Origin of the sequence: Streptomyces sp. NPDC001634, assembly GCF_040298185.1 — a bacterium.
GTDB lineage: Bacteria > Actinomycetota > Actinomycetes > Streptomycetales > Streptomycetaceae > Streptomyces.
Map to the genome: position 1 here is coordinate 40262 of NZ_JBEOZU010000026.1, position 25236 is coordinate 65497.

The window sequence follows — 25236 nt, forward strand, 5'->3', positions numbered from 1 at the left end:
CACGTCACAGTGGGTCACGTCCTCCGTACGACATGGTCGTGGGACACGGAGGACGGCCGGCCTGCAGCGCGCTGCCGGAGGGGGGCAGCGCGCAAGCAGGTATCTGAGTACTCCCAACGGGCCTGCGCCGAAAAACGCGTAAGGGCGGCGGGCCATCAGCCCGCCGCCCTTACGCGTTCTTCAACCGCTCAAGCCGAGCAGCCTCACGCGTCGCCGCCCGCCGCACCCGGGTCGGCCGCCGTCACATCGAGCAGCTGGTAGCGGTCGATCGCCTGCTTCAGCACCGACCGGTCGATCCGGCCCGCCCTGACCAGCTCCGCGAGCACCGCGACCACGATCGACTGTGCGTCGATGTGGAAGAAGCGGCGGGCCGCACCGCGCGTGTCGGCGAAGCCGAAGCCGTCTGCGCCCAGGGACTGGTAGGCCCCCGGCACCCAGCGCGCGATCTGGTCCGGAACCGATCGCATCCAGTCGGACACGGCCACGAACGGACCCTCGGCGCCATTCAGCTTCCGCGTCACATACGGGACGCGCTGCTCCTCCTCGGGGTGCAGCAGGTTGTGCTGCTCGCAGTCCACGGCCTCGCGCCGCAGCTCGTTCCAGGAGGTCGCCGACCAGACGTCGGCCCGGACGTTCCACTCCTCGGCGAGGATCCGCTGCGCGTCGAGGGCCCACGGCAGGGCGACACCGGAGGCCATGATCTGCGCCGGGACGGTGCCCGACGGGCCCTCGGCGATGCGGTGGATGCCCTTGAGGATGCCCTCGACGTCCACGTTCGCCGGCTCGGCCGGCTGCTGGATCGGCTCGTTGTAGACGGTGAGGTAGTAGAAGACGTCCTCGCCGTGCGGGTGCTCGGCCGAGGAGCCGTACATCCGGCGCAGACCGTCCTGCACGATGTGGGCGATCTCGTAGCCGTACGCCGGGTCGTACGCCACGCACCCCGGGTTCGTCGAGGCCAGCAGCTGAGAGTGGCCGTCCGCGTGCTGCAGACCCTCACCGGTCAGCGTCGTACGGCCGGCGGTCGCGCCCAGGACGAAACCGCGCGACAGCTGGTCGGCCATCTGCCAGAACTGGTCACCGGTGCGCTGGAAACCGAACATCGAGTAGAAGACGTACACCGGGATCAGCGGCTCGCCGTGCGTGGCGTACGCCGAACCCGCCGCGATCAGCGACGCCGTACAGCCCGCCTCGGAGATGCCGTCGTGCAGCATCTGGCCGGTCGGCGACTCCTTGTAGGCGAGCAGCAGGTCCCGGTCGACCGACTCGTACTGCTGGCCGAGCGGGTTGTAGATCTTCGCGCTCGGGAAGAACGAGTCCATGCCGAACGTGCGGTACTCGTCGGGCGCGATCAGCACGAACCGCTTGCCGAGTTCCTTGTCCCGCATGAGGTCCTTCAGTAGCCGCACAAACGCCATGGTCGTGGCGATCGACTGCTGACCGGAGCCCTTCTTCACCGTTGCGTACGTCTTGTCGTCCGGCAGCTCCAGCGGCTTCGACCGCACGACGCGCGTCGGGACGTACCCGCCGAGCGACTTGCGCCGGTCGTGCATGTACTGGATCTCCTCCGAGTCCCGGCCCGGGTGGTAGTACGGGGGCAGGCCGGACTCGAGGTCCTTGTCGGGGATCGGCAGGTGCAGACGGTCGCGGAAGCCCTTGAGGTCGGCGACCGTCAGCTTCTTCATCTGGTGCGTGGCGTTGCGGCCCTCGAAGTTCGGGCCGAGCGTCCAGCCCTTGATGGTCTTGGCGAGGATCACCGTCGGCTGGCCCTTGTGCGCCTTGGCCGCGGAGAACGCCGCGAAGATCTTCCGGTGGTCGTGACCGCCTCGGCCCAGGTGCAGGATCTGGTCGTCGGTCATGTTCTCGACCATCGCGCGCAGCCGGTGGTCGTCACCGAAGAAGTGGTCGCGGATGTACGCGCCGGACTCGGTCGCGTACGTCTGGAACTGGCCGTCCGGCGTGGTGTTCATCTTGTTGACCAGCACACCGTCGCGGTCCTGCGCGAGCAGCGGGTCCCAGGTGCGGTCCCAGACCAGCTTGATGACGTTCCAGCCGGCGCCCCGGAAGACCGACTCCAGCTCCTGGATGATCTTGCCGTTGCCGCGCACCGGCCCGTCCAGACGCTGCAGGTTGCAGTTGACGACGAAGGTCAGGTTGTCCAGGCCCTCGCGGGCGGCGATGGTCAGCTGGCCGAGCGACTCCGGCTCGTCCATCTCGCCGTCGCCGAGGAACGCCCACACATGCGACCTGGAGGTGTCCGCGATGCCGCGGGCCTCCATGTAGCGGTTCATGCGGGCCTGGTAGATCGCACCGATCGGGCCGAGACCCATGGAGACCGTCGGGAACTCCCAGAAGTCCGGCATGGAGCGCGGGTGCGGGTAGCTGGAGAGGCCGTACGGGGCCTTGGACTTCTCCTGGCGGAACCCGTCCAGGTGCCGCTCGGAGAGCCGGTCCAGCAGGAACGCGCGGGCGTAGATGCCCGGTGAGGCGTGGCCCTGGAAGAAGACCTGGTCACCGCCGTCGCCCTCGTCCTTGCCGCGGAAGAAGTGGTTGAAGCCCACGTCGTACAGCGAGGCGGAGGACGCGAAGGTGGCGATGTGGCCGCCGACCCCGATGCCCGGCCGCTGTGCGCGGGAGACCATCACGGCGGCGTTCCACCGGGTGGCGTTCAGGATCCTGCGCTCGATCTCCTCGTTGCCGGGGAAGAACGGCTCGTCCTTGGTCGCGATGGTGTTGACGTAGTCCGTGCTGCGCATCTCGGGCACGGCCACGCGCCGCTCGCGGGCCCGCTCGATCAGACGGAGCATCAGGTAGCGGGCCCGCTCACGGCCGCGCTGGTCGACGGCGGCGTCGAGGGAGTCGAGCCACTCCTGGGTCTCTTCGGGGTCGAAGTCAGGAACCTGACTCGGAAGGCCGCCAATGATGATCGGATTGCGATCGGATCCGGAAGCCACGCTGTTCCTTACCTGTCAGAGGGCCACTTTTTCCAGGTGCCTGCACCGATCCCCATCGTGTACCTCGTGGATGCGAAACGTCATCTCTACCGCGAGGTAACCACGACGGCGGACGGTTCTTCAGGGGATGGGCCCGACCAGAACGCAACGATACGCCCGGGTCGTGACACGCCCCGCAAAGTCATTCGAGAGTCGTACCCACGGAGGATTCCGGAATGCGCAAACCGGGCAGAACGGTGTGGTGTAGATCACCCCGGGTCGCGATACCGTGCCTGGAGTTGCGGCGACACGGCCAGGATCGTCACCGTTTCGGCGGTCTGAACCGCCGGGTACTTGCGCGATCCGTCCCGCCCGTGTGGACTACGGCCAACGCTTCGCGTACGCGCGTGGCTGAGATACTCACCAAGACATGATCAGGAGGCAACCCGTGAGCGCGACCGCGGACCACGCGGAGGAGCGGACGAACCCTGCCGCGAGGCTGGGGTTCCAGCCCGAGCAGGTGGTCCAGGAGATCGGCTACGACGATGACGTCGACCAGGAGCTCCGCGAGGCCATTGAGGAAGTCGTCGGCAGTGAACTCATGGACGAGGAGTACGACGACGTCGCCGACGCCGTGGTGCTGTGGTTCCGCGACGAGGACGGCGACCTGACGGATGCGCTGGTGGACGCCACCACGTACATCGAAGAAGGCGGCTCGATCCTGCTCCTCACGCCGAAGACCGGCCGTACGGGCTACGTGGAGCCGAGCGACATCTCTGAAGCCGCGACGACGGCGGGTCTGTCGGCGTCCAAGAGTGTCAGCGTGGGCAAGGACTGGAGCGGGTCGCGTCTGGTGACGCCGAAGGCCGCCAAGTCCAAGCGGTGACCGTCCGCTGAGCAGTGCCCTTGGCCGGGGTGGCCGTCCCCGGGGGTCGTGCCCTCGGATCCCCCTTTCGGCCTGAACGGCCTCGTCCTCGATTTCCCGCCAAGCTCTTCGAGCAGGGGGACCCCCGGACGGGCCGGATTCTGCCGGGTTGGGCCGAACAGTCGGCTCAGCCCGGCCTCTCGCATGGGCCGCGGTGATCGCTGCGTAGGGTGGGTCCCACCCGAACAGTCCCACCGGAAGGATGCAGGACCATGGCGATCCAGGTCGGCGACAAGGCCCCCGACTTCGAGCTCAAGGACAACCACGGCGCGACCGTGAAGCTCTCCGACTTCCGCGGTGAGAAGAACGTGGTGCTGCTCTTCTACCCCTTCGCCTTCACCGGCGTGTGCACGGGCGAGCTGTGCGAGCTGCGCGACAACCTGCCGAAGTTCGTCAACGACGACACGCAGCTGCTCGCCGTGTCCAACGACTCCATCCACACCCTGCGCGTCTTCGCCGAGCAGGAGGGCCTGGAGTACCCCCTGCTGTCCGACTTCTGGCCGCACGGCAACATTTCTCGCGCGTACGGCGTCTTCGACGAGGACAAGGGATGCGCGGTGCGCGGGACCTTCATCATCGACAAGGAGGGCGTCGTGCGGTGGACCGTCGTCAACGGCCTGCCGGACGCGCGTGACCTGAACGAGTACATGAAGGCGCTCGACACCCTGTGATTCTTCGGTTCCAAGGCCTGCAGGGCGTGGGAACCCGTCACTAGGATCGACACGTTGATCCGATACCAACGCACGACGGGGCTCCCCGCCCCCGGACATCAATGGGAGGACTCGTGGGAGTCAGCCTCAGCAAGGGCGGCAACGTATCGCTGACCAAGGAGGCCCCCGGCCTGACCGCGGTCCTCGTCGGTCTGGGGTGGGACGCTCGCACCACCACCGGCACCGACTTCGACCTGGACGCCAGCGCCCTGCTGCTGAACTCGTCGGGCAAGGTCGGCAGCGACCAGAACTTCGTGTTCTTCAACAACCTCAAGAGCCCCGACGGCTCTGTCGAGCACACCGGTGACAACCTCACCGGTGAGGGCGAGGGCGACGACGAGGTCATCAAGGTCAACCTCGCCGGGGTCCCGGCGGACGTGGACAAGATCGTCTTCCCGGTCTCGATCTACGACGCCGAGAACCGCCAGCAGTCCTTCGGCCAGGTGCGCAACGCGTACATCCGCGTGGTGAACCAGGCCGGCGGCCAGGAGATCGCGCGCTACGACCTCAGTGAGGACGCCTCCACGGAGACCGCCATGGTCTTCGGCGAGCTGTACCGCCACGGCGCCGAGTGGAAGTTCCGCGCCATCGGCCAGGGCTACGCGTCGGGCCTGCGCGGCATCGCACAGGACTTCGGCGTGAACGTCTGACGGCCGCGCCACCTGGGTCCGGTGCCGCAATGGGCGACACCAGCGCCGGCCCCAAAAACAACCGCCCCGGAACCGGCACACCCCGGGAAGCGGCCCCTCGAGTGACCGGGAGGCCGGACCCCGGGGATTCGGTTGGCCTGGGCTTCGGGAAACCGGGGGCTGCTTCGGGAACCGGGGGTGGCTTCGGGAAACCGTGGGCCCTTTGGTAAACCGGGGCCTCCTCGGGAACCGGAAGCAGCCCTGGGGAACCGGACGGTTCGGCCTTCGGGTGACTCGGGGGCTCGGCCATCCGGGTGACTCGGGGTTCGGCCTTCGGCTGCAGGTCGTCTGGGCATCGGCTGCCGAGGGTTGCGCTTGTGGGCCACCGGGGGCTCGACGCGCGGGCACCGGGGGTTTCAGTTCTCGGGCCACTGGGGGCCAAGGCTCCCGGCCGCCGGGATCTTGGCATCCGGCCGCCGAGGGTTCTGCCCCTGGACCACCAGGGGTTTGAGTCTTCGGCTGCCGGGAGCTCCGGCGCTGGGGCGACCGGGGGTTCCGGTTCCCGGCCGCCGGGGTTTTGGTCTGCGGCCGCCGAGGGTTCTGCCCCTGGGTCACCGGGGGTTTGAGTCTTTGGCTGCCGGGGTTTCGGCTCTGGGGCAACCGGAGGGTCCGGTTCTCGGGCCACCTGGGGTTTGGGCTCCCGGCCATCGGGGTTTTGGCCTTCGATCGCCGGGGGTTCTGCCCCTGGGCCGCTGGGGACTCGACGCGCGGTCGCCGGAGGTATTGGTTCTTGGGCCGCTGGGGTTTTGGCCTTTGGTCGCCGGGGGTTCTGCCCCTGGGGCACCGAGGCGTGAGCATCCGGTTGCCGGAGGTTCCGGCTCTGGGGCTGCCGGGGGTTGCGGCTCCCGGCCGCCGGGGTTTTGGCCTTGTGCCGCCGAGGGTTGTGCCCCTGGGCCACCGGAGGCTTGAGCCTGCGGCCGACCGGGGGTTCGGGCTCTCGGCCGACCGGGGGTTCCGGGTTCCTGGGCCACTGGGGTTTCGGCATTGTGCCGCCGAGGGTCGTGCCCCTGGATCACCGGGGGCGTGAGCCTGCGGGCGCCGGTGTTCCGGCTCTGGGGCGACCGGGGATTTTGGTCTTCGGCCGCCGTGGGTTCCGGTTCCCGGGCCGCCGGGGGTTTAGGCTCCCGGCCATCGGGGTCTTGGCCTTCGGCTGCCGAGGGTCGTGCCCCCGGACCACCGGAGGCGTGACCCCCGGGCCACCGGAGGTTTCGGTTCTCGGGCCATCGGGGTCTTGGCCGTCGGCCGCCGAGGGTTCTGCCCCCGGACCACCGGAGGCGTGAGCCTGAGGCCGCCGGAGGTTTCGGTTCTCGGGCCACCGGGGGCTTCCGCCTCCAACCACCGGAGGTTTCGGCCTCCAGCCACCGGAGGTTTTGGCCTCCAACGGCCGGAGGTGCCGGCTCTCGGGCCACCGGGGGCTTCCGCCTCCAACCACCGGAGGTTTCGGCCTCCAACCGCCGGAGGTTTCGGCCTCCAGCCACCGGAGGTCTCCGCCTCCAACCGCCGGAGGCTTCCGCCTCCAACCGAGGGTTTCGCTCTCCGGCCACGGGGGAGTGACCCCGACCATGCGGGAGTGACCCTGACCACGGGGCCACCCCCTGAACCGCCGGGGGTCGCCGCCCCCGGGACGACGTAGTACTCGGGGAGGACCAGCATCATGGGCGTCACGCTCGCCAAGGGAGGCAACGTCTCCCTCTCCAAGGCCGCACCGAATCTCACGCAGGTGATGATCGGGCTCGGCTGGGACGCGCGCTCCACCACCGGAGCCCCCTTCGACCTCGACGCCAGCGCGCTGCTGTGCGGCGGAGGCCGGGTGCTCGGGGACGAGTGGTTCGTCTTCTACAACCAGCTCAAGAGCCCGGACGGCTCGGTGGAGCACACGGGCGACAACCTCACCGGTGAGGGCGAGGGCGACGACGAGACCATCCTGGTCGATCTCGCCAAGGTGCCACCGCAGTGCGACAAGATCGTCTTCCCGGTCTCCATCCACCTCGCCGACGAGCGCGGCCAGACGTTCGGCCAGGTCAGCAACGCCTATATCCGCGTCGTCAACCAGGCCGACGGCCAGGAACTCGCTCGCTACGACCTCAGCGAGGACGCCTCCACCGAGACGGCCATGATCTTCGGCGAGGTGTACCGCTATGGCGGCGAGTGGAAGTTCCGCGCCGTGGGACAGGGGTACGCGTCCGGCCTCCGCGGCATCGCACTGGACTTCGGAGTCAACGTTTCGTAAAGCCGGGCATGGCGACGGCGGCAGCGAACGCCTCGGAACCGCAATCCCGCACTCTCCGCGCTGGTGTACTGTGCCGTGCTGTCCCGCCGAAGAGTCCGGCGGCCTCCGGACCTGTGTGTCTCCCGTCGAGACCGACCTGTGTGTCCCGGCGGGAGGGGCAGCCCCGTACACTCGTGGTCAACGTTTCGTAAAGCCGGGTACGGCGACGGGGAGCCCCGTACACATACGGATTGGGTAGCCAGTGCTTCTGAAAACCTTCGGCTGGTCGTTCGTGGTCACCGCGGTCGGCCTGGCCCTAGCGGTCCTCTACGGGGGGTGGACCGCCCTCGGCATCGTGGCGATCCTGTCCATCCTCGAAATCTCGCTGTCCTTCGACAACGCGGTGGTCAACGCCGGAATCCTGAAGAAGATGAATGCCTTCTGGCAGAAGATCTTCCTCACGGTGGGCGTGCTGATCGCCGTCTTCGGCATGCGGCTGGTCTTCCCGGTCGTGATCGTCGCCGTCACCGCGAAGAAGAGCCCGATAGACGCGGTCAACCTGGCGCTGACCGACAAGGACCAGTACCAGCAACTCGTTACCGACGCCCACCCCGCGATCGCCGCGTTCGGTGGCATGTTCCTCCTGATGATCTTCCTGGACTTCATCTTCGAGGACCGGGACATCCAGTGGCTGCGCTGGATCGAGCGCCCGCTCGCCAAGCTCGGCAAGGTCGACATGCTGTCGGTCTGTATCTCGCTGATCGTCCTGCTGATCGCCTCCATGACCTTCGCGACCCACGCCCACCAGCATGGCGGCGCACACGTCGACAAGGCCCAGACGGTCCTGATCGCCGGCATCGCCGGCCTGATCACCTACATGATCGTCGGCGGTCTCTCCGGCTACTTCGAGGACCGGCTCGAGGAAGACGAGGAGCGGGAGCACGAGGAGGAGGAAGAGGCCAGGCGCAGCGGCAAGGAGCGCTCGGCGATCCTCCTCGCCGGCCAGGCCGCGTTCTTCATGTTCCTCTACCTGGAGGTCCTGGACGCGTCGTTCTCCTTCGACGGTGTGATCGGCGCCTTCGCCATCACCAACGACATCGTCCTGATGGCGCTCGGCCTCGGCATCGGCGCGATGTACGTGCGGTCGCTGACGGTCTACCTGGTCCGCCAGGGCACCCTCGACGACTACGTGTACCTGGAGCACGGCGCCCACTACGCGATCGGCGCGCTCGCCGTGATCCTCATGGTCACCATCCAGTACCAGATCAACGAGGTGATCACCGGTCTCGTCGGCGTCGTCCTGATCGGCTGGTCGTTCTGGTCCTCCGTGCGCCGCAACCAGGCGCTGGCCGCGGCCGAGGGAAAAGACGAGGGCTCGGACGAGAAGGCTGAGGTCTCGTCCGGGGTATGACACCCCGCAGGGTGAGGAACGCTCTGTGCGGGGCGGCCGTGAGGACTCGTCCTCGGCGGCCGCCCCGCGGCTGTTGAACCGGTATGTACAGGGGGAGGGCATGGGCTTCTGGGACGGCGTGTGGCGCGGCCGTGCGACGGAGTTCGACTCGGGCAGCGCGGCGACCAACGCGATCGAGCTGACCAAGCGGCATCACCGGGTCTCACTCACCAAGCAGGGGGCGGCGTCCGGCAACCTGCGCATCAACCTGTCGTGGCGTATGCGGACCTCCGACATCGGCGCCCCCGAGCGGGGCGGTCTGCTGCGCCGCCCCTTCCGGCTGTTCACCCCGGAGGTCGTGCAGGCGCACACCCAGAGCATGGTCAACGTCGACCTCGACCTGGGATGCATGTACGAGCTGACCGACGGTACGAAGGGTGTGGTGCAGCCGCTGGGCAGCTTCTTCGGCGAGCTCAACGACCCGCCGTACATCAAGCTCAGCGGCGACGACCGGTTCGGCTCCGGATCGGGTGAGACGATCTTCGTCAACCTTGACCACCGGGACGATTTCAAGCGGCTGCTGATCTTCGTCTACATCTACGACCAGACGCCGGCCTTCGACCGTACGCACGCCCATGTCACGCTCTATCCCAGCAACGGCCCCCGCATCGAGATCGGCCTCGACGAACGCCACCCGCAGGCACGCTCCTGCGCGGTCGTCATGATCGAGAACATCAAGGGCGAGATCGTGGTCCGCCGCGAGGTGAGGTTCGTCTACGGCTTCCAGGCAGAACTGGACCGGCTGTACGGCTGGGGCCTGCAGTGGGGCCGGGGCTACAAGACGAAGGCGTGACCCGGGCCGGCCCCATCGCCGGGGACCGGCCCGGACTACCGCCCGATGAACTGCGGGCCCTGCGGCGGCAGCTTGAAGTCGGGGTCCGGGACCGGTACAGCCGTCTGCGGATACCCGTACGCCGGCGCGGCGGCCGCCGTTGTCTGCGGCTGCGGGTACCCGTACGCCGGCCCGCCGGCCGGCTCGGGGTAGCCGTACGCCGGCTGCGTCGTGGCCGGCTCCGGCGGATACCCGTACGAGGGCTGCCGCACCACCGGCTGCTCCGGCGGCAGCGGCACCGACACCTCGGACACCGCGGACACCGTGGGAACCGGCAGCGTCCCCGCCTCCGGCGTCTCCGACTCGTCCACCGAGATGCCGAAGTCGTTCGCGAGGCCCTTCAGCCCGTTCGAGTAGCCCTCGCCGAGCGCCCGGAACTTCCAGCCCTCGCCCCGCCGGTACAGCTCCCCGCAGATCAGCGCCGTCTCGGCACCCGTCTCCGGCTTGATGTCGAAGTACGCCAGCGGTTCTGCGTCGGTGCCGACCGCGTCGTACAGCAGGATGCGCAGCGCCCGCACCCGGTCGAAGGCGATGTCGTCCGCCGACGCCACCAGCAGGATCCGTCCCACTCCCGGCTCGATGCCCGCCAGATCCGTCTGGACCGTGTCGGTCAGCCCGTCCGCCTCCCGCTTCTTGCCGAGCAGCCTGACCTTCCCGGAGGGATGCCGGGGCTGGTTGTAGAAGACGAAGTCCTCGTCGGACCGCACACGTCCGTCGTGGCCGAGGAGCAGCGCCGAGGCGTCGACCTCCGGGACGCCCTGTCCCGCGGCCCAGCGCAGCACTGCCCGTACCGCCGTGGCCTCGAGCGGTACGTTCGACCCTTTCAGCATCGCGTGCGTCATGGCGTCATCCTGCCCTCTCGGTTCTGGTCACGACAACGCGGGGGTGGGGCACCCCGGCGTGGTGGCGACGTGTCATCGACTTACCACCGACCTGTCGGCGACACAGCCGAGTTACCTGAACTTCACGCCCAGTGGGAACCCAGAACACGGAGTTCTACGTACTATTACCGGCCACATCTTTTCGGGCAGTCCAGCCCTACGGGGAGTCTCATGCGTCATTTCGGGCACATCGCCCCTGAGGAGCGGCAGCGCCTCTTCCACCGCGAGCCGGCCGTCTTCACCGCCGACTCGCCCGCCCGTGTGCTCGCGGCGGCCCTGGGGGCCACGCTGTACAGCCCGGCGACCCGGCCGAACCTCGCCGACGATGTGATCAAGCAGGCGGGCCGCGGGGTGGTGTCCATGGTGCTGTGCCTGGAGGACTCCATCGACGACGCGGACGTCGTGGACGCCGAGGAGAACCTGGTCCGGCAGTTCACCGATCTCGCCTCCCGACCTGACGCCGAGCTCCCGCTGCTCTTCATCCGTGTCCGCCTCCCGGAGCAGATTCCTGACCTGGTCGCACGGCTCGGCCCGGCGGTCCGGCTGCTGTCCGGGTTCGTGCTGCCCAAGTTCACCGAGGAGCGGGGTGTCCCGTTCCTGGAGGCGCTGACCGCGGCCGAGTCGGCGAGCGGGCGCCGGCTGTTCGTCATGCCGGTCCTGGAGTCGCCCGACCTGCTCTACCTGGAGACGCGCCGGGAGACCCTGGACGGGATCTTCCGCACGGTCGACAAGTGGCGCGACCGCGTCCTCGCGCTGCGCCTGGGCGTCACCGACTTCTGTTCCTCGTACGGCCTGCGCAGGGCGCCCGACATGACGGCGTACGACGTCCAGATCGTCGCCTCCGTGATAGCCGACGTCGTCAATGTCCTCGGGCGCGCCGACGGCACCGGGTTCACGGTGACCGGGCCGGTGTGGGAGTACTTCCGGGTCCAGGAGCGGATGTTCAAGCCGCAGCTGCGGCGCAGCCCCTTCCTCGAGGGCGAGGTCGAGGAACTGCGCGAGGCGCTCATCGAGCACGACATGGACGGGCTGCTGCGGGAGATCGCCCTCGACCGCACCAACGGCCTGCTCGGCAAGACCTGCATCCACCCCTCGCATGTGATGCCCGTGCACGCACTGTCGGTGGTCAGTCACGAGGAGTTCAGCGATGCCCAGGACATCCTGCGGCCCGAGCGCCTCGGCGGGGGCGTTCTGCGCTCCGCGTACACGAACAAGATGAACGAGGTGAAGCCGCACCGCGCCTGGGCCGAGCGCACCCTCCAGCGCGCCGAGGTGTTCGGCGTGGCCAACGAGGACATCGGCTTCGTGGAACTGCTGGCCGCCGGGCTGCCGCACTGAGTACGGACAAGGAACCGATGAAGAACGTGGTCTGGTCCGGTACCTGGGTCGCCGAGCGGCTCGGGGTCGAACTCGTCGGCGACGAGCAGCTGACCGATCTGCTGGGGCTCGCGCTGCGGCGCAACCCCAAGCGGGCGCACCTGCTCGTCTCCAATGTCCTGGGCAAGCATGTCCCGCAGTCCCCGTCCGTCGTCTACGGCCATGGGTTCGAGCTCGGCCGCCGGGTGCTGGACCTGCTGGGCGCCGACGAGGCGGGCCGCGCGGTGGTCCTCGGGTACGCGGAGACGGCCACCGGACTCGGCCACTCCGTCGCGGACGGAATCGGTCTCGCGCCCTACCTCCACTCCACCCGCCGCCCCGTCGAGGGCGTCGCCCGCGCCGGCGGCTTCGAGGAGTCCCACTCCCACGCCACCTCGCATCTGCTGCTCCCGGAGGATCCGGCGCTGCTGGTGGGCGACGGCCCGCTGGTCCTGGTCGACGACGAGTTCTCGACCGGCAACACGGTCATGAACACGATCCGGGACCTGCACGAGCGGTACCCGAGGCAGCGGTACGTCGTCGTGGCACTGGTCGACATGCGCTCGGTGGCGGATCTGGGGAGGCTGGAGGAGTTCGGCCGGGAGATCGGCGCGCGCATCGACCTGGTGGCGGCGGCCGCGGGGACCGTACGGCTGCCCGATGGCGTCCTGGAGAAGGGGCAGGAGCTCGTCGCCCGGCATGAGTCGCCGGTACCCGACCCGGAGTCCCACGGGTCGATCAGCCGCGTCGATCTCGGCTGGCCCCGTGGACTGCCCGACGGCGGGCGGCACGGGTTCACTTCCAGGCACCGGACGCGGCTCGAGCGTGCGCTGCCCGTCATGGCCGAGCGGCTCGCCGAGGCGATACCCCGGGAGGCGCGCCGCGTGCTCGTGCTCGGGTTCGAGGAGCTGATGTACGCGCCGCTCAGGCTCGCCCGCGAGCTGGAGCAGGTCGTGGCCGCCGAGGTGCGCTACTCCACGACCACCCGCTCGCCCGTCCTCGCGGTCGACGACCCCGGTTACGCGATACGCAGCCGGATCGTCTTCCCCGCCCACGACGACCCGGCAGACGGCCCCGGCGAGCGCTACGCCTACAACATCGCGGGCGCCGGCTTCGACGCCGTCGTCGCGGTCGTGGACTCCGTGGCCGACACCCCCGCCCTGCACGCCCCCGGCGGCCTGCTGGACCGGCTGGCCGCCCACATCCCGCATGTCCTGCTCGCGGTCGTCCCCAGTCATGTCCCCGAAAGGCCCCCTATGCTGCCCGAGCCCCTCCGCGGCCCCGCCTTCTCCTCGTACGCGCCCGACGAGGTCGGCTGGCTGCTGCAGGACCTGTCGGACGTCACCCTGGAGGCGCCGACCGAGGAGCGCGAGGAGGCGATCCAGAGCGGCGGCGCGCACTACGCGGAATCGCTGCCGGTGGAGTACCAGCCGAGCGAGCAGTACCAGCAGCTGTTCCACGCGGCGCTGCAGGCGTCGGCCGCGCGGCTCGCCCAGGCGGTCGGCGTGGTCACCGAGACCGTCCTCGCCGAGCGGTCCCCCTGCCCGGTCCTGGTGTCCCTCGCCCGCGCCGGCACCCCCGTCGGTGTCCTGATGCGCCGCTGGGCCCAGTACCGGCACGGCCTCGACCTGCCGCACTACGCCGTGTCCATCGTGCGCGGCCGCGGCCTCGACGCCAACGCGCTGCGTTATCTGGCCGACCGGTACGACCCCTCCGACGTGGTCTTCGTCGACGGCTGGACCGGCAAGGGCGCCATCACCCGGGAACTCGCCGACGCCATCCGGGAGTTCGAGGCCTCCGACGGCGTCACCGGCTTCGACCCGGAGATCGCGGTGCTCGCCGACCCGGGCTCGTGCGTGCGGACGTACGGCACCCGGGAGGACTTCCTCATACCGTCCGCCTGCCTCAACTCGACGGTCTCGGGACTGATTTCGCGTACGGTGCTGCGCGCCGACCTGGTCGGCCCGCACGACTACCACGGCGCGAAGTTCTACCGCGAACTCGCCGGAGCGGATGTGTCCGTCGCGTTCCTCGACGCCGTCTCCGCCCGCTTCGCCGAGGTCGAGGAAGCGGTCGACGCGCAGACCAAGGACCTGCTCTCCGGCGACCGCACACCCACCTGGGAGGGCTGGGCGGCGGTGGAGCGCATCAGCGAGGAGTACGGCATCCACGACGTGAACCTCGTCAAGCCGGGCGTCGGCGAGACCACGCGCGTGCTGCTGCGCCGGGTGCCCTGGAAGATCCTGGCGTGCTCGGGGGCGGGCGCCGACCTCGACCACGTACGTCTGCTGGCCGAGCAGCGCGGCGTGCCCGTCGAGGAGGTCGACCACCTCCCGTACACCTGCGTCGGATTGATCCACCCCAAGTACACGCGGGGCGCCACCGGCGCCGACGGCAAGGCGGTGGCCGTATGAACCCCGTACTCGTCGCCAGCGACCTCGACCGCACACTGATCTACTCGTCCGCCGCGCTCGCGCTGACCATGCCGGACGCGCGGGCGCCCCGGCTGCTGTGCGTCGAGGTCCACGAGAGCAGGCCGCTGTCCTACATGACCGAGACCGCGGCCGGGCTGCTCACCGACCTCGGCGACCATGCGGTGTTCGTGCCCACCACGACCCGCACCCGCAAGCAGTACCAGCGCATCAACCTGCCCGGCCCCACCCCGGCGTACGCGATCTGCGCGAACGGCGGCCATCTGCTCGTCGACGGCGTCGCGGACCTCGACTGGCACGCGGCGGTGCTCGCCCGGCTCGCCGACGAGTGCGCGCCGCTGGAGGAGGTGCGCGACCATCTGATGGCCACCGCGGACCCGGCCTGGGTGCGCAAGCACCGGGTCGCCGAGGACCTCTTCGCGTACCTCGTCGTCGAGCGCGAGCTGCTGCCCGAGGAGTGGGTGAAGGAGCTGGCGGCCTGGGCGGAGAACCGCGGCTGGACGGTGTCGCTGCAGGGCCGCAAGATCTACGCCGTTCCGGGGCCGCTCACCAAGAGCGCGGCCGTGCGCGAGGTCGCCCGCCGCACCGGCGCCGTGCTCACGCTCGCCGCCGGGGACTCGCTGCTGGATGCGGACCTGCTGCTCGCCGCGGACCGCGGCTGGCGGCCGGCCCACGGCGAACTCGCCGACACCGAATGGACGGCGCCCGGGATCAGTGCCCTGCCGGAGCGCGGCGTCGTGGCCGGGGAGCGGATTCTGCGGGAGTTCCTGAAGGCGGCGCGGCAGGCGTAAGCAGCCCCGGTCGGGGCCCCGAGGTTACGGTGGAGGGGAGTGAGTGAGCGGGGAGCGCTCAGGACCTGGGGTCGAGACCGAGGAGGGCCGGGTGGCCAAGGGGAACGGGACGCCGCTGACGGACGAGCTGTACGCATACATGCTCGGACACAACCCGCCGCTGGACCCCGTGCAGCGGATGCTCGTCGAAGTCACGCACACGCAGCTGCCGCTGGTGGCGGGCAAACAGGTCGCCGAGGAGCAGGGCCCGTTGCTGGCCTTTCTGGTGCGGCTGACCGGGGCGCGGCGGATCGTGGAGGTCGGGACCTTCACGGGGCTGTCCGCGCTGTCCATGGCGCAGGCGCTGCCGCCGGACGGGACGCTCCTGACGTGTGACGTGTCCGAGGAGTGGACGGAGCACGCACGGCAGGCGTGGGCGAAGGCGGGCGTGGCCGACCGGATCGAGCTGCGGATCGCGCCGGCGCTGCGGACACTGCGGGAACTGCCGGCCGAGCCGCACATCGACCTGGCGTTCATCGACGCGGACAAGGACAACTACGTTGCGTACTGGGACGAACTGGTGCCACGGATGCGTCCCGGGGGCCTGCTCGTGGTGGACAACGTCTTCTACCACGGCGGTGTGACGGACCCCGATGCGACCGGACTCGCCGCCGCGATCAAGGAGTTCAACGAGCACGTGAAGGCGGACGAGCGGACGGACAGCGTGATGCTGTCGGTGGCGGACGGACTGACCCTGGCGCGCCGGCGCTGAGCGGGTCCCTGCCGCAGCAGCCCCGCCGCGGCTGACCGGGGCGGGGCGCGGGGGCCGGTGCCCGTCGGTTCAGCCGCAGCAGCCCCCGCCGCAGCACCCGCCGCCTCCGCCGCCGACCGCCCGCGGGGCCGGCGCGGGGGCGGACGCCGTGCCGCCCATCGCGACCGTCGACAGGAGTTTCACCGTGTCGTCGTGCCCCGACGGGCAGGACGCGGGAGCGGAGGACTCCGCCATCGGACGGCTCAGTTCGAAGGTGTCGCCGCAGGTCCGGCAGCGGTACTCATAGCGAGGCATACGCACAGATTAGCGGGCGACCCCTGTGAACACAGGACTTCCCGGGGCGCGAAGGCCGTTCACGTCACCCACAGGATCTCCTTAAGATCTCCTCAATATTCTCCGGCCCATCAAGTTCCAGCCGGTTCCCGGGCGAAGAGATCACAAACGTCACTGATAATTTATGGAAGCCGCGATGAGCCGCAACGTCGGGGAGGGGGGCTCGCTGCCATATGTCAGGCCGCTGCATCTACCCGCGCGCGCAACTGGGAGTGCGGAGGGAGATGCAGTCATGACCAAGGCGTGGCATCGAATAGGTGGACGGTGGTCTCCGGTCCGTCCGAACGCCGGAGCCCACCATGGCCAGTGAGGACGGCGGCCGTCCGGACCGCCGCCGGACGGAGCCCAAAGGTTCCTGGTTCCACCGTACGGAGGGTGACGCGCAGGCGGAGGCGCCCCTCGACGACCAGGCAGAGGCGCCCGTCGACGACCGGCCCGAGGCGCCCCTGGCCCCGGACGTGACCATGCAGCTGAGGGTCGGCGCGCTCCCGGAGCCGCCGGCCCCGGACGCCACCATGCAGCTGAAGCTTCCGGAGTCCCTGCCGCCGGACGCCACCATGCAACTGCGCACGGTCCAGCCGCCCTTGTCCGGAGAACCGCCGATTTCCGGCCAACGTGCCGCCCGCCGCAAGGCCGCACGGCCCTCCCTCCTCGCTCGTGTCACCGCGTTCCTCACGCCGTTCATGCACAGGCTCGAGCCGTACGCCCGCAGGCTTGCGCCGTACGCCCGCAAGCTCAGGCCGGTGTACCCGCGACCGGGTCGCACCGGCTGGCGGCGCTGGGTGCCCTCCTGGCGCCAGTCGGTGGGTGCCGTGCTGACGTCCATGGGTCTCAGTGCCGCGTTCCTCGTCGTCGCATACGCCGCCACGGACATACCGGACAACCTGAACTCGTACGCCACCCAGCAGGACAACGTCTACTTCTGGTCCGACGGCACGCCGATGGCCCGTACCGGCTGGGTGCAGCGGCAGGCGATGCCACTGAAGGACATACCCCAGGACGTCCGCTGGGCGGTGCTCGCGGCGGAGAACGAGAGCTTCTACACCGACCCCGGCATATCCGTGCGGGGCATCACCCGGGCCCTGTGGCAGACCGTGGGCGAAGGGAACACCGCGGGTGGCTCCACCATCACCCAGCAGTACGTCAAGAACGTCTATCTGACCCAGAACCAGACGCTCAGCCGAAAGTTCACCGAGGCGATGATCGCCCTCAAGCTCGACAACAAGATGAGCAAGGACAAGATCCTCGAGGGATATCTCAACACCAGCTGGTTCGGCCGCGGCACCTACGGAATCCAGCGCGCCGCCCAGGCCTACTACGGCAAGGACGTGAGCAAGCTCAACGTCAGCCAGGCCGCCTTCCTCGCCTCCCTGCTCAAGGGCGCCGGCCTCTACGACCCCACGCTGGACAAGTCGAACCACCAGCGGGCCGTGGAGCGCTGGGAGTGGATCCTGGACCGCATGGTCAAGATCGGCAAGCTGTCGAAGGCCGAGCGCGCCAAGTACACGACGTTCCCCGAGCCGCTCAAGTCGAACCCGCTCTACGACACCGGTGAGCAGAGCGACTACCTGGTGGAACTGGCGGCCCAGTACGCCAAGAAGACCGCGAACATCTCGGACAAGCAGTTCGACCTGGGCGGCTATCAGATCTACACGACCTTCGACCGCAAGCGGGAGACCGCGCTCACCAACGCCGTGACGAAGGCCCGCAAGCAGGCGAAGAAGGACGATGCGGGCGCGGCGAAGACCGTGCACTACGGTGCCGCCTCCGTCGCGAGCGACGGCCGGATCATCGCCGTCTACGGCGGCCCCGACCACCGTACGCAGGGCTACAACGAGTCCAACTCGGCCACCGTCCCGGCCGGTTCGGCATTCCTGCCGTTCGTCTACGCCGCCGGTCTGGAAAACGGCGTCCACAAGACCCGCGGCGGGCCCGCCACCCCGGTCTCCCCGCAGTCGGTCTACAACGGCAACGACGGCGTTCCCGTCACCACACCCGAGGGACCGTACTGGGACCGCAGCGGCAACAAGGTCGCCGCCCACAACGACGGCAAGAAGAACTACGGGCCGATCACCCTGCAGCAGGCGCTCGTCCGGTCCGTGAACACCCCCTTCATGCAGCTCGGCATGGACACCGGTCTGGCCCAGGTGCGCCGGACGGCGGAGGCCGCCGGGCTGCTCTCCTCCAGCATGGGACCGCAGGTGCCCGCCCTGTCCCTGGGCAACTCCACACCCAGCGCGATCCGGATGGCGAGCGGGTACGCCACGTTCGCCGCGGACGGTATGCACACCGAGCCGTACTCGGTGCGGCGCATCACCCGCAACGGCTCCACAATTCCCCTCGACATGCCGAAGTCCCAACGCGCGGTCGGCGCCGCGGTCGCCCGTCAGGTCACCGAGGCGCTCACGGAGTCCTTCCGGACCGCTCACTCTGCGGCGGCCCCCGCGTCCGCCCAGGTGGCCGGGAAGGCCGGGACCACGCAGGACGACACCGCCTCCTGGTACGTCGGCACGGCCACGTCCGTGTCGACCGCGATCGTGGTCTACCGCATGGACCTGTCCAAGAGCCTTGCACCACTGCCTCTCAAGGGAGTTGCCGGTACCTCCGTGAACAGCGTCCCGTACGGCATCTGGTCGAACGCCCTGAGTCCGCTCGGCTGACGCCGGCGACCGAGACACAGCAATGTGCCAACCCCCCTCCTCGTAGAACCGAGCGCCCATGTCCAAGAGTTCCGGCCGTCGCCGCCGAGCCCGTCAGCCCCGCAGCACACGATGGAGCAGCCGCCCGGGTTTCCTGACCCTGGCGGCCCTGCTCGCCCTCGCGTCCGTGACCGTGACCTTCCTCGCGGTGAAGCGGCACGACGACACCGCCCCGACCGCCTCCGCCGGCACCCGGCAGAGCGACGGCAAGGGCTCCGCCAAGCCGACCCAGGAGCCGAAGTGGGACGGCAAAACGCACATCCTCGGCGACGGCTCCACCTCTTACACCGGCCCGCAGAAGGGTGTGCTGAAGGCGACGCCGCTCAAGCCCGGTGAGAAACCGCCCCAGTTCGTCGTCTTCTCCTGGGACGGCGCACTGCAGGGCGACGACGGGCTCTTCTTGCACTACCGCGAGATGGCCAAGCAGTACGACGCCCACATGACGTTCTTCCTCACGGGGATCTACCTGCTGCCCAAGAGCAAGAGGACCATCTACCACCCCCCGCAGAACCCGCCCGGCTCAGCGGCGATCGACTTCCCCACCGACCAGCACATCCGCGACACGCTCGAGCAGCTCCGCCTGGCGTACAACGACGGCGACGAGATCGGCACCCACTTCAACGGCCACTTCTGCGACACCAAGAACAGCGGCAAGTACTGGAGCGTCGACGACTGGAAGCAGGAGATCGACCAGTTCTACTCCATGGTGGAGAACTGGAAGACCAACACCGGCTACAAGGACATCCCCGCGCTCCCCTTCGACTTCAAGAAGGAGGTCACCGGCGGCCGCGCGCCCTGCCTGGAGGGCCAGCCGAACCTGCTGAAGGCCATCAAGAGCTACGGCTACCGCTACGACGCCAGCTCCCCGGGCGACTTCCAGATATGGCCGACGAAGAAGAACGGGATCTGGGACTTCCCGCTCCAGTTGCTCCCGTACTCGGACAAACACCAGGCCCTGTCCATGGACTTCAACTTCCTCTACAACCAGACAGGCGGCGAGGTCCACGGCGACCCGGCGAAGTACGCCGAGTGGGAGCAGATGGCCGTCAACTCGTACATGAACGGCTTCAACCGCGTGTACTACGGCAGCCGCGCGCCGCTGTTCATCGGCAACCACTTCGAGAACTGGAACGGCGGCATCTATATGAAGGCCATCGACCAGGTTGTGAAGAACGTGTGCACGAAGAAGGGTGTCAAGTGTGTGTCCTTCAAGGAGCTGGCCGACTGGCTCGACGTGCAGAAGCCCGAGACGCTGCAGGCGTTGCGAACCCTGGACCCGGCGCAGTCGCCGGACTGGTCGACGGTGGTGAAGTGACGGGCGGCGCCCGGTGAACGGACGACGGACGCCGGGTGCTCCGCGAGCTCTCTGATGCAACCCCCTTCACAGGAGCCACACACGCCGTGCGAAGATGCCGTCTCCCGGTATCTGAGTACCGGCGTAGAGGGGAAACATCATTGAAATCACGGAAATTGAGCCGTAAGCGGAGCCGCACGGCCATAGTCGGTGCAGCGGCCGCCTCGGTCGTCGCCGGCGTGGCGCTGCTGCCCAACTGGAGTGCGGGCGCGGCGACCGTCGCCGAGCCGACGGTGGACCCGTCGACCAAGGCCACCTTCCAGCGGCTGGCGAACACGGTCTTCGCCGACCGTACGGACGCCCTGGTGGACGGGAAGAAGACGTCGGACAAGCCGCTGGAGTCCCGCTTCTCCGGCGACGTGCGGGTGTCGTCCACGCTGTCGCACGACGAGAACTCCGCGCTGTCCCAGCTGCGGGGTCGCAAGTCCCGCCTGGCGGCGCTGGGCGAGAAGTACAGCTCGGCCAACACCAGCGTCTCGCTGGACCGGACGCGGGTGAAGGGCCGTCACGCCACGGTCGACGTCACCGAGACCACGACCCTGACGTACGCGAAGGCCAAGGGCAAGGAGCCGAAGACCACCGGCTTCCAGGCCCACCACCAGCTGACGTTCAAGGCCGACCGGCAGGGCAACTGGCAGCTGACCGGTATCCGCGACACCGACGACGGCTACCTCGCGGTCAACCAGGTGGCCAAGCCGGCCGTCGCCCACCCGGACACCGGCTCCGACGACGGCCCGCCCGAGGCGGCCCGCTCGGCCACCACATGGCCCGCACCGGCCAAGCCGAAGAACTTCTCCGCCACCGGCTACGACTACAAGGCCATGGCGGCGTACGCGGCCAAGTACTGGAAGAACTACAACCCGGACTACCCGGACTTCAACGGGGAGGCCGACGGCGGCGACTGCACCAACTTCGTCAGCCAGACCCTGAAGGCGGGCGGCTGGAAGCATGTCCCCGGCGACGGGTCGGACTTCCACAAGTGGTTCGGCAACTCCCAGATCCAGTCGGACTCGTTCGTCGGCGTCAACGAGTTCTCCTGGTTCGCCCTGTCCTCCAAGCGGGTCACCAGCCTCGCCAACGTCTACCAGCTGGACGTCGGTGACGTGCTGCAGATGGACTTCAACAGGGACGGGTCCAAGGACCACTCCATGATCGTCACCTACCGCAGCCCGCAGGGCGTGCCGTACGTGACGTACCACTCCAACAACACCTACAACAGGTCGGTGGCGAGCATCGTCGCGTCGTACCCCACCGCGTACTACTACGCCTACCGCACCTGAGCGGTGACCCTTCGGCGGGGGGCCGGGCTCAGTGACCGGCTCCCCGCTCCTCGCGGATCTGCGCGACGACCCGAGCCGCCGTCTGCCGCACTGCCTCCGTCTCGGTCAGGAAGTGCCAGTAGTCCGGGTGGCGGCCCGCCAGCGTGCCGATCGCGCGCTCCAGCCGGGCCACGGACTCGTCCAGCGGGCGGGCGTGGCGCGGATCGGGCGTCGTACGCCCCGTCATCGCCAGCCGCTGCGCGTCCCGGATCGCGAACCGCGTCCGCTCGATCTCCTGCTGCGGATCCTTCTGCACGGCGTTCAGCCTCTTGAGGCGGTCCCCGGCGGCGGACACGGCCTCGTCCGTCGTGTTCAGCAACGCCCGTACGGTCGACAGCAGTGAGGCCGCGTCCGGCCAGCGCTGGGCCTCCCGCGCGGTCTGTGCCTCCCGCAGCTTCAGCTCGGCCTGCCGTACGGTCTCGGCGGCCTGCTCCGGCACGTGCTGGAGGTCCTGCCAGCAGGCGGCCGCGAACCGTCGCCGCAGCTCGCTCAGCACCGGCTCGACCTGACCGGCACGGGTGGTGAGCGCCTGCGCCCGGGTCCGCAGCGAGACGAGCCGGTGGTCGATCTCGGTGGCCCGCTCCGGCAGCCGCTCGGCCTCCACCCGCACGGCCTCGGCCTCCCGCGCGACCCGTTCCGCACGCTCCAGGGTCTGCGCCACGCCGTGCTGTCCGGCGCCCTGGTTGAGCTTGGTCAGCTCGGGGGCGAGGGCGGCGAGCCTGGCGGCCAGGTCGTCCGCCTTGAGCCCCGAGGCCCGTACGGCGTCCAGCGCGTTGCTCGCGGCGAGCAGGGCCTGCCGGGCGCGTTCCACGGCCGGGGCGAGCCGGGCGAGCTGGGTCTCGGCCTTGCCGAGCAGCGGCCCGAGGCTCTGGCCGAAACGATCCAGCTCCCCTTTGACCCGGGTGAGTTCGTCCTTGGCGGCGATGAGTTCGGCACGGGCACGGGAGGCCGCCGAGGCCTCGAGGTCGACCCGGTCGAGATCGTGCGCGTCGACGGCGTTGATGTACCGGTGGCTGACCTCGTCGATCCGCCGCCCGAGCGCCTCGAAGTCGGCGATCGCGCGGCGGGCGTCGGGGGAGTCGTCGACGGCGCCGATCGTCTCGATCGAGATCTTCAATTCGCGCTGGGCGGTGTCGAGCTCGTAGAACGCGGCCGCGGCGGCGTCCTTGGCGGCCTGCGCCTCGGCCCGCTGCCCCTCGGCCCGTCCCCCGAACCACCGCCGCGTGCCGCCTCCGGCGAACGCCGCGGGGAGCACGAGGGCGGCTACGAGGGGGAGGGCGAGGAGGGCGAGGGTGTCGTGGACGGGGGTGCGGCGGCGCCGGTCGTCACTCTGTGGTGGTGTGGCCGTCACATCCCTCTCCCGTGCCGTGATTCGCCCTGCCCGGTGCCATTCTCCCACCGGTTGAGGACGAACACACGGGGCGATCGGTTCGTGGTGTGCCGTGCCCGCGTTCGCCGTGCCCCGCCCCAGGGCCCTACTCCGCCGTCCGCACGGTGACCGACCCGTCCCTCGTCTTCGCGTCGACCACATGGGAGCTGTTCGCGTCCCTGGGGACGGACACATGGACCGAGCCGTCCCGGGAGTCGGCGTTCACACGGTACGTGTCGTGCGGCAGCGCGATCGTGACCGAACCGTCCTGGCTGCTCGACTCCACCAGGTCGGGCACGACGCCGAGTTCGAGGTGGACCGAGCCGTCCCGCGTCCCGGCGTGCACGCGCCGCGACCCCACCCCCGTCGCGCTGATCGACCCGTCACCGCTGTTCAGCGTCAGCTGCCCGGTGGAGTCGGTCACCTGCACGGAACCGTCCCGCGTGCTGATGTCCAGCGCCTCCTTGAAGCCCTGCGCCCGCACGCTCCCGTCACCGTCCTCGACCTTGACGGCGATCCCGCGCGGCACCTCGATCCGGTGCTTGACGGAACAGTCCGCGACCATGCCCGAGCAGTGCAGCCGCAGCACGAGCCGGTCGTCCTTCATGGCCCAGGTCACCCGGGGGTCCCCGCCGACCACGACCGTCCCCCTGAACCACCGCGTGACCTGGACCTTGTCCCCGTCGACCGGGACGATCTCCAGCGCCGAGTCGTCGGAGTCGACGGTGAGCGTACGGCCGTGCAGCGCGAAGGAACGGTGGTCCGGATGCGGATCGTCCTTCGCGTCGTTCCCGCAGGCCGCGGCCGTCGCCATGAGCGCCACGGCGGTTCCTGCGACGGCGAGCGCCCGGGTGTGCCGAGAACGTCCAGTACGTGCCGTCGTACGAGCCATGACGTCGTCCCCCTGAGAACCTGAACCCGATCGGGATGCCTGATTGCGTGATTGCCTGAGTGCTCTCAGACCGTACGCATCAACGGCTCCCGGGAGGATCCGGCGTGCTCCCGGATCAAGGGTGGGGTTATCCCCCCTCGGGTGCTCGCCGAGGCCGTCCTCCGGATACGGGTTTGCGGGGCAGGCCCCCGGGCAATGTAGGCTGTCGAATCGTCTCGGGTGCGTAGCTCAGGGGTAGAGCGCCTGCCTTACAAGCAGGATGTCGGCGGTTCGAAACCGTCCGCGCCCACCAGTGCCAGGACATGAGAAAGGCCCAGGTCGGCCGGGTGGGTACCCGGGGACCTGGGCCTTTGTCGCAAGGTCATCCCCCGGGCCCGCCCGAGGTCGTGGCCCCGCCAGAGGTCACGGTCGCGCCGCCGAGGGTGGCTCCCACGGTGACGGAGCTCGTGCTCCCGCTCGTTGTCGTGGTGGAGGGTGCGATCGTGCCGCCGCCCTGAGAGGTGGTGGGGGGTGTGATCGTGCCGCCCGGTGGGCTCGGCGGAGGCGTGGTCGTGCCCCCGCTCGGGGTGGTGTTGCCGGGCGGTGGCGTGGTCGGGCCGCTCGGAGCGGTGCTGGGCGATGGTGACGTCGGGCCGCCGGTCGTGGTGGTGGCGCCCGTGGTGGTGGCACCGGTCGTGGTGGTGGCGCCGGTCGTGGTGGTGGCGCCGGTCGTGGTGGTGGCGCCGGTCGTGGTGGTGGAGGCGCCCGTGGTGACGGCGCCGGTGCTGGTCCCGCCACCACCGCCCGCGCAGAAACGCGGGTCCGTGACGAACTGGCCGGTCCTCGCGTCCACCGCGACGACCTTGCCGGTACTGGTGTCACGGACGAGCCTGCAGGCCGCGTTCGGGGTCATGACCTTCGCCACCGCCGGGGCCTTCGCTGTTTGCGGCGTGGCCTGCACGTTCATCACGCTCACCGTTCCGGCGAGCGCCGCGGCCAGGCGGGACACGCCCACCACGCGGGGAAGGTGCTTCCGGATGCCCGTCGCCATAGTGCCTCCTTGAGGGGATGGGCTACCTGGCCTCCACCACCCTGGGAAACCGGCCATGACCGTGCCGTTGGCCGGGCGTGACCCCGATGTGACGCGCCGGCGTCCCGGGACGCGGGTGACGAGACCGGCGGCCGACCGGCCGCGATGGGGCGTCGCGCCGGGGTCACGCAGGATCAACGGCGCGGTTACGCCCGACCTCCCACGCTGAGAGCCACGTAGTCCGAACCTGTCCAAGGGGAGATCTTCATGGCGACGAGCATCCGGAAGCGCATTCCGCACATTGT

Annotated in this window: 19 protein-coding genes and 1 tRNA gene; 14 read left to right on the forward strand and 6 right to left on the reverse strand. The window is 69.5% G+C overall.

The genetic code is table 11. The features are described from left to right. Positions 1 to 203: 203 nt before the first annotated feature. Positions 204 to 2951: a pyruvate dehydrogenase (acetyl-transferring), homodimeric type gene (aceE, locus tag ABT186_RS19330; protein WP_351236465.1), complete on the reverse strand. Its 2748-nt coding sequence runs from the start codon at positions 2949 to 2951 to the stop codon at positions 204 to 206. A 427-nt stretch (positions 2952 to 3378) separates the two neighbouring features. On the opposite strand from aceE, the gene ABT186_RS19335 reads away from it, so the two are divergent. The 6 genes from ABT186_RS19335 (at position 3379) to ABT186_RS19360 (ending at position 9706) form a co-directional block, all read left to right on the forward strand. Continuing rightward, positions 3379 to 3816, forward strand: a complete 438-nt coding sequence (locus ABT186_RS19335) for a DUF3052 domain-containing protein (RefSeq protein ID WP_310776329.1) — start codon at positions 3379 to 3381, stop codon at positions 3814 to 3816. Positions 3817 to 4067: 251 nt separating this feature from the next. Then, complete coding sequence (locus ABT186_RS19340; RefSeq protein WP_351236463.1) at positions 4068 to 4526, forward strand: peroxiredoxin; 459 nt, start codon at positions 4068 to 4070, stop codon at positions 4524 to 4526. Positions 4527 to 4639: 113 nt separating this feature from the next. After that, entirely contained in the window at positions 4640 to 5215 is a 576-nt protein-coding gene (locus ABT186_RS19345) for a TerD family protein (protein ID WP_351236461.1), read from the forward strand. A gap of 1693 nt (positions 5216 to 6908) precedes the next feature. Continuing rightward, positions 6909 to 7484, forward strand: a complete 576-nt coding sequence (locus ABT186_RS19350; RefSeq protein WP_351225437.1) for a TerD family protein — start codon at positions 6909 to 6911, stop codon at positions 7482 to 7484. A 241-nt stretch (positions 7485 to 7725) separates the two neighbouring features. Beyond that, positions 7726 to 8874, forward strand: coding sequence for a DUF475 domain-containing protein (locus ABT186_RS19355; protein WP_351225439.1), 1149 nt, complete (start codon positions 7726 to 7728; stop codon positions 8872 to 8874). A 100-nt stretch (positions 8875 to 8974) separates the two neighbouring features. After that, positions 8975 to 9706 (forward strand): TerD family protein, encoded by a 732-nt coding sequence (locus tag ABT186_RS19360; protein WP_351225531.1) that lies wholly within the window; start codon positions 8975 to 8977, stop codon positions 9704 to 9706. A 35-nt stretch (positions 9707 to 9741) separates the two neighbouring features. Here ABT186_RS19360 and ABT186_RS19365 read toward each other — a convergent pair whose 3' ends face one another. Then, positions 9742 to 10587 (reverse strand): TerD family protein, encoded by an 846-nt coding sequence (locus ABT186_RS19365; protein ID WP_351225441.1) that lies wholly within the window; start codon positions 10585 to 10587, stop codon positions 9742 to 9744. Between the two features lie 210 nt (positions 10588 to 10797). Here ABT186_RS19365 and ABT186_RS19370 point away from each other — a divergent pair, with 210 nt between their 5' ends. The 4 genes from ABT186_RS19370 (at position 10798) to ABT186_RS19385 (ending at position 15956) form a co-directional block, all read left to right on the forward strand. Further along, on the forward strand, positions 10798 to 11964 hold the full coding sequence (locus ABT186_RS19370; RefSeq protein WP_351926006.1) for an HpcH/HpaI aldolase/citrate lyase family protein: 1167 nt from the start codon (positions 10798 to 10800) through the stop codon (positions 11962 to 11964). Between the two features lie 17 nt (positions 11965 to 11981). Then, on the forward strand, positions 11982 to 14396 hold the full coding sequence (locus ABT186_RS19375) for a phosphoribosyltransferase (protein WP_351926008.1): 2415 nt from the start codon (positions 11982 to 11984) through the stop codon (positions 14394 to 14396). After that, positions 14393 to 15205, forward strand: coding sequence for an HAD family hydrolase (locus ABT186_RS19380; RefSeq protein ID WP_351225447.1), 813 nt, complete (start codon positions 14393 to 14395; stop codon positions 15203 to 15205). Before ABT186_RS19375 ends, ABT186_RS19380 begins: the two co-directional genes overlap by 4 nt. 91 nt (positions 15206 to 15296) lie before the next feature. After that, the gene (locus ABT186_RS19385; protein ID WP_351225449.1) at positions 15297 to 15956 is read left to right on the forward strand and encodes an O-methyltransferase; all 660 of its coding nucleotides are present in this window, start codon (positions 15297 to 15299) and stop codon (positions 15954 to 15956) included. Positions 15957 to 16025: 69 nt separating this feature from the next. Here ABT186_RS19385 and ABT186_RS19390 read toward each other — a convergent pair whose 3' ends face one another. Beyond that, positions 16026 to 16250: an FmdB family zinc ribbon protein gene (locus ABT186_RS19390; protein WP_351225451.1), complete on the reverse strand. Its 225-nt coding sequence runs from the start codon at positions 16248 to 16250 to the stop codon at positions 16026 to 16028. Positions 16251 to 16804: 554 nt separating this feature from the next. Between ABT186_RS19390 and ABT186_RS19395 the strand changes: the two genes are divergently transcribed. The 3 genes from ABT186_RS19395 (at position 16805) to ABT186_RS19405 (ending at position 21622) form a co-directional block, all read left to right on the forward strand. Then, a complete protein-coding gene (locus ABT186_RS19395) occupies positions 16805 to 18949 on the forward strand; it encodes a transglycosylase domain-containing protein (RefSeq protein WP_351926055.1) in 2145 nt (714 codons plus the stop codon). Between the two features lie 58 nt (positions 18950 to 19007). Further along, the gene (locus ABT186_RS19400) at positions 19008 to 20303 is read left to right on the forward strand and encodes a polysaccharide deacetylase family protein (RefSeq protein ID WP_351225453.1); all 1296 of its coding nucleotides are present in this window, start codon (positions 19008 to 19010) and stop codon (positions 20301 to 20303) included. A 182-nt stretch (positions 20304 to 20485) separates the two neighbouring features. Then, positions 20486 to 21622 (forward strand): amidase domain-containing protein, encoded by a 1137-nt coding sequence (locus tag ABT186_RS19405; RefSeq protein ID WP_502973253.1) that lies wholly within the window; start codon positions 20486 to 20488, stop codon positions 21620 to 21622. 28 nt (positions 21623 to 21650) lie between these two features. Here the strand turns inward: ABT186_RS19405 and ABT186_RS19410 are convergent, their stop codons facing one another. Further along, positions 21651 to 23012, reverse strand: a complete 1362-nt coding sequence (locus ABT186_RS19410; protein WP_351926010.1) for a hypothetical protein — start codon at positions 23010 to 23012, stop codon at positions 21651 to 21653. Between the two features lie 124 nt (positions 23013 to 23136). After that, the gene (locus ABT186_RS19415; RefSeq protein ID WP_351225459.1) at positions 23137 to 23922 is read right to left on the reverse strand and encodes a DUF4097 family beta strand repeat-containing protein; all 786 of its coding nucleotides are present in this window, start codon (positions 23920 to 23922) and stop codon (positions 23137 to 23139) included. Between the two features lie 217 nt (positions 23923 to 24139). Here ABT186_RS19415 and ABT186_RS19420 point away from each other — a divergent pair. Further along, positions 24140 to 24214 (forward strand) — tRNA-Val (locus ABT186_RS19420). A gap of 69 nt (positions 24215 to 24283) precedes the next feature. On the opposite strand, the gene ABT186_RS19425 is transcribed toward ABT186_RS19420, so the two are convergent. After that, on the reverse strand, positions 24284 to 24952 hold the full coding sequence (locus ABT186_RS19425) for a hypothetical protein (RefSeq protein WP_351926012.1): 669 nt from the start codon (positions 24950 to 24952) through the stop codon (positions 24284 to 24286). Positions 24953 to 25236 lie beyond the last annotated feature (284 nt).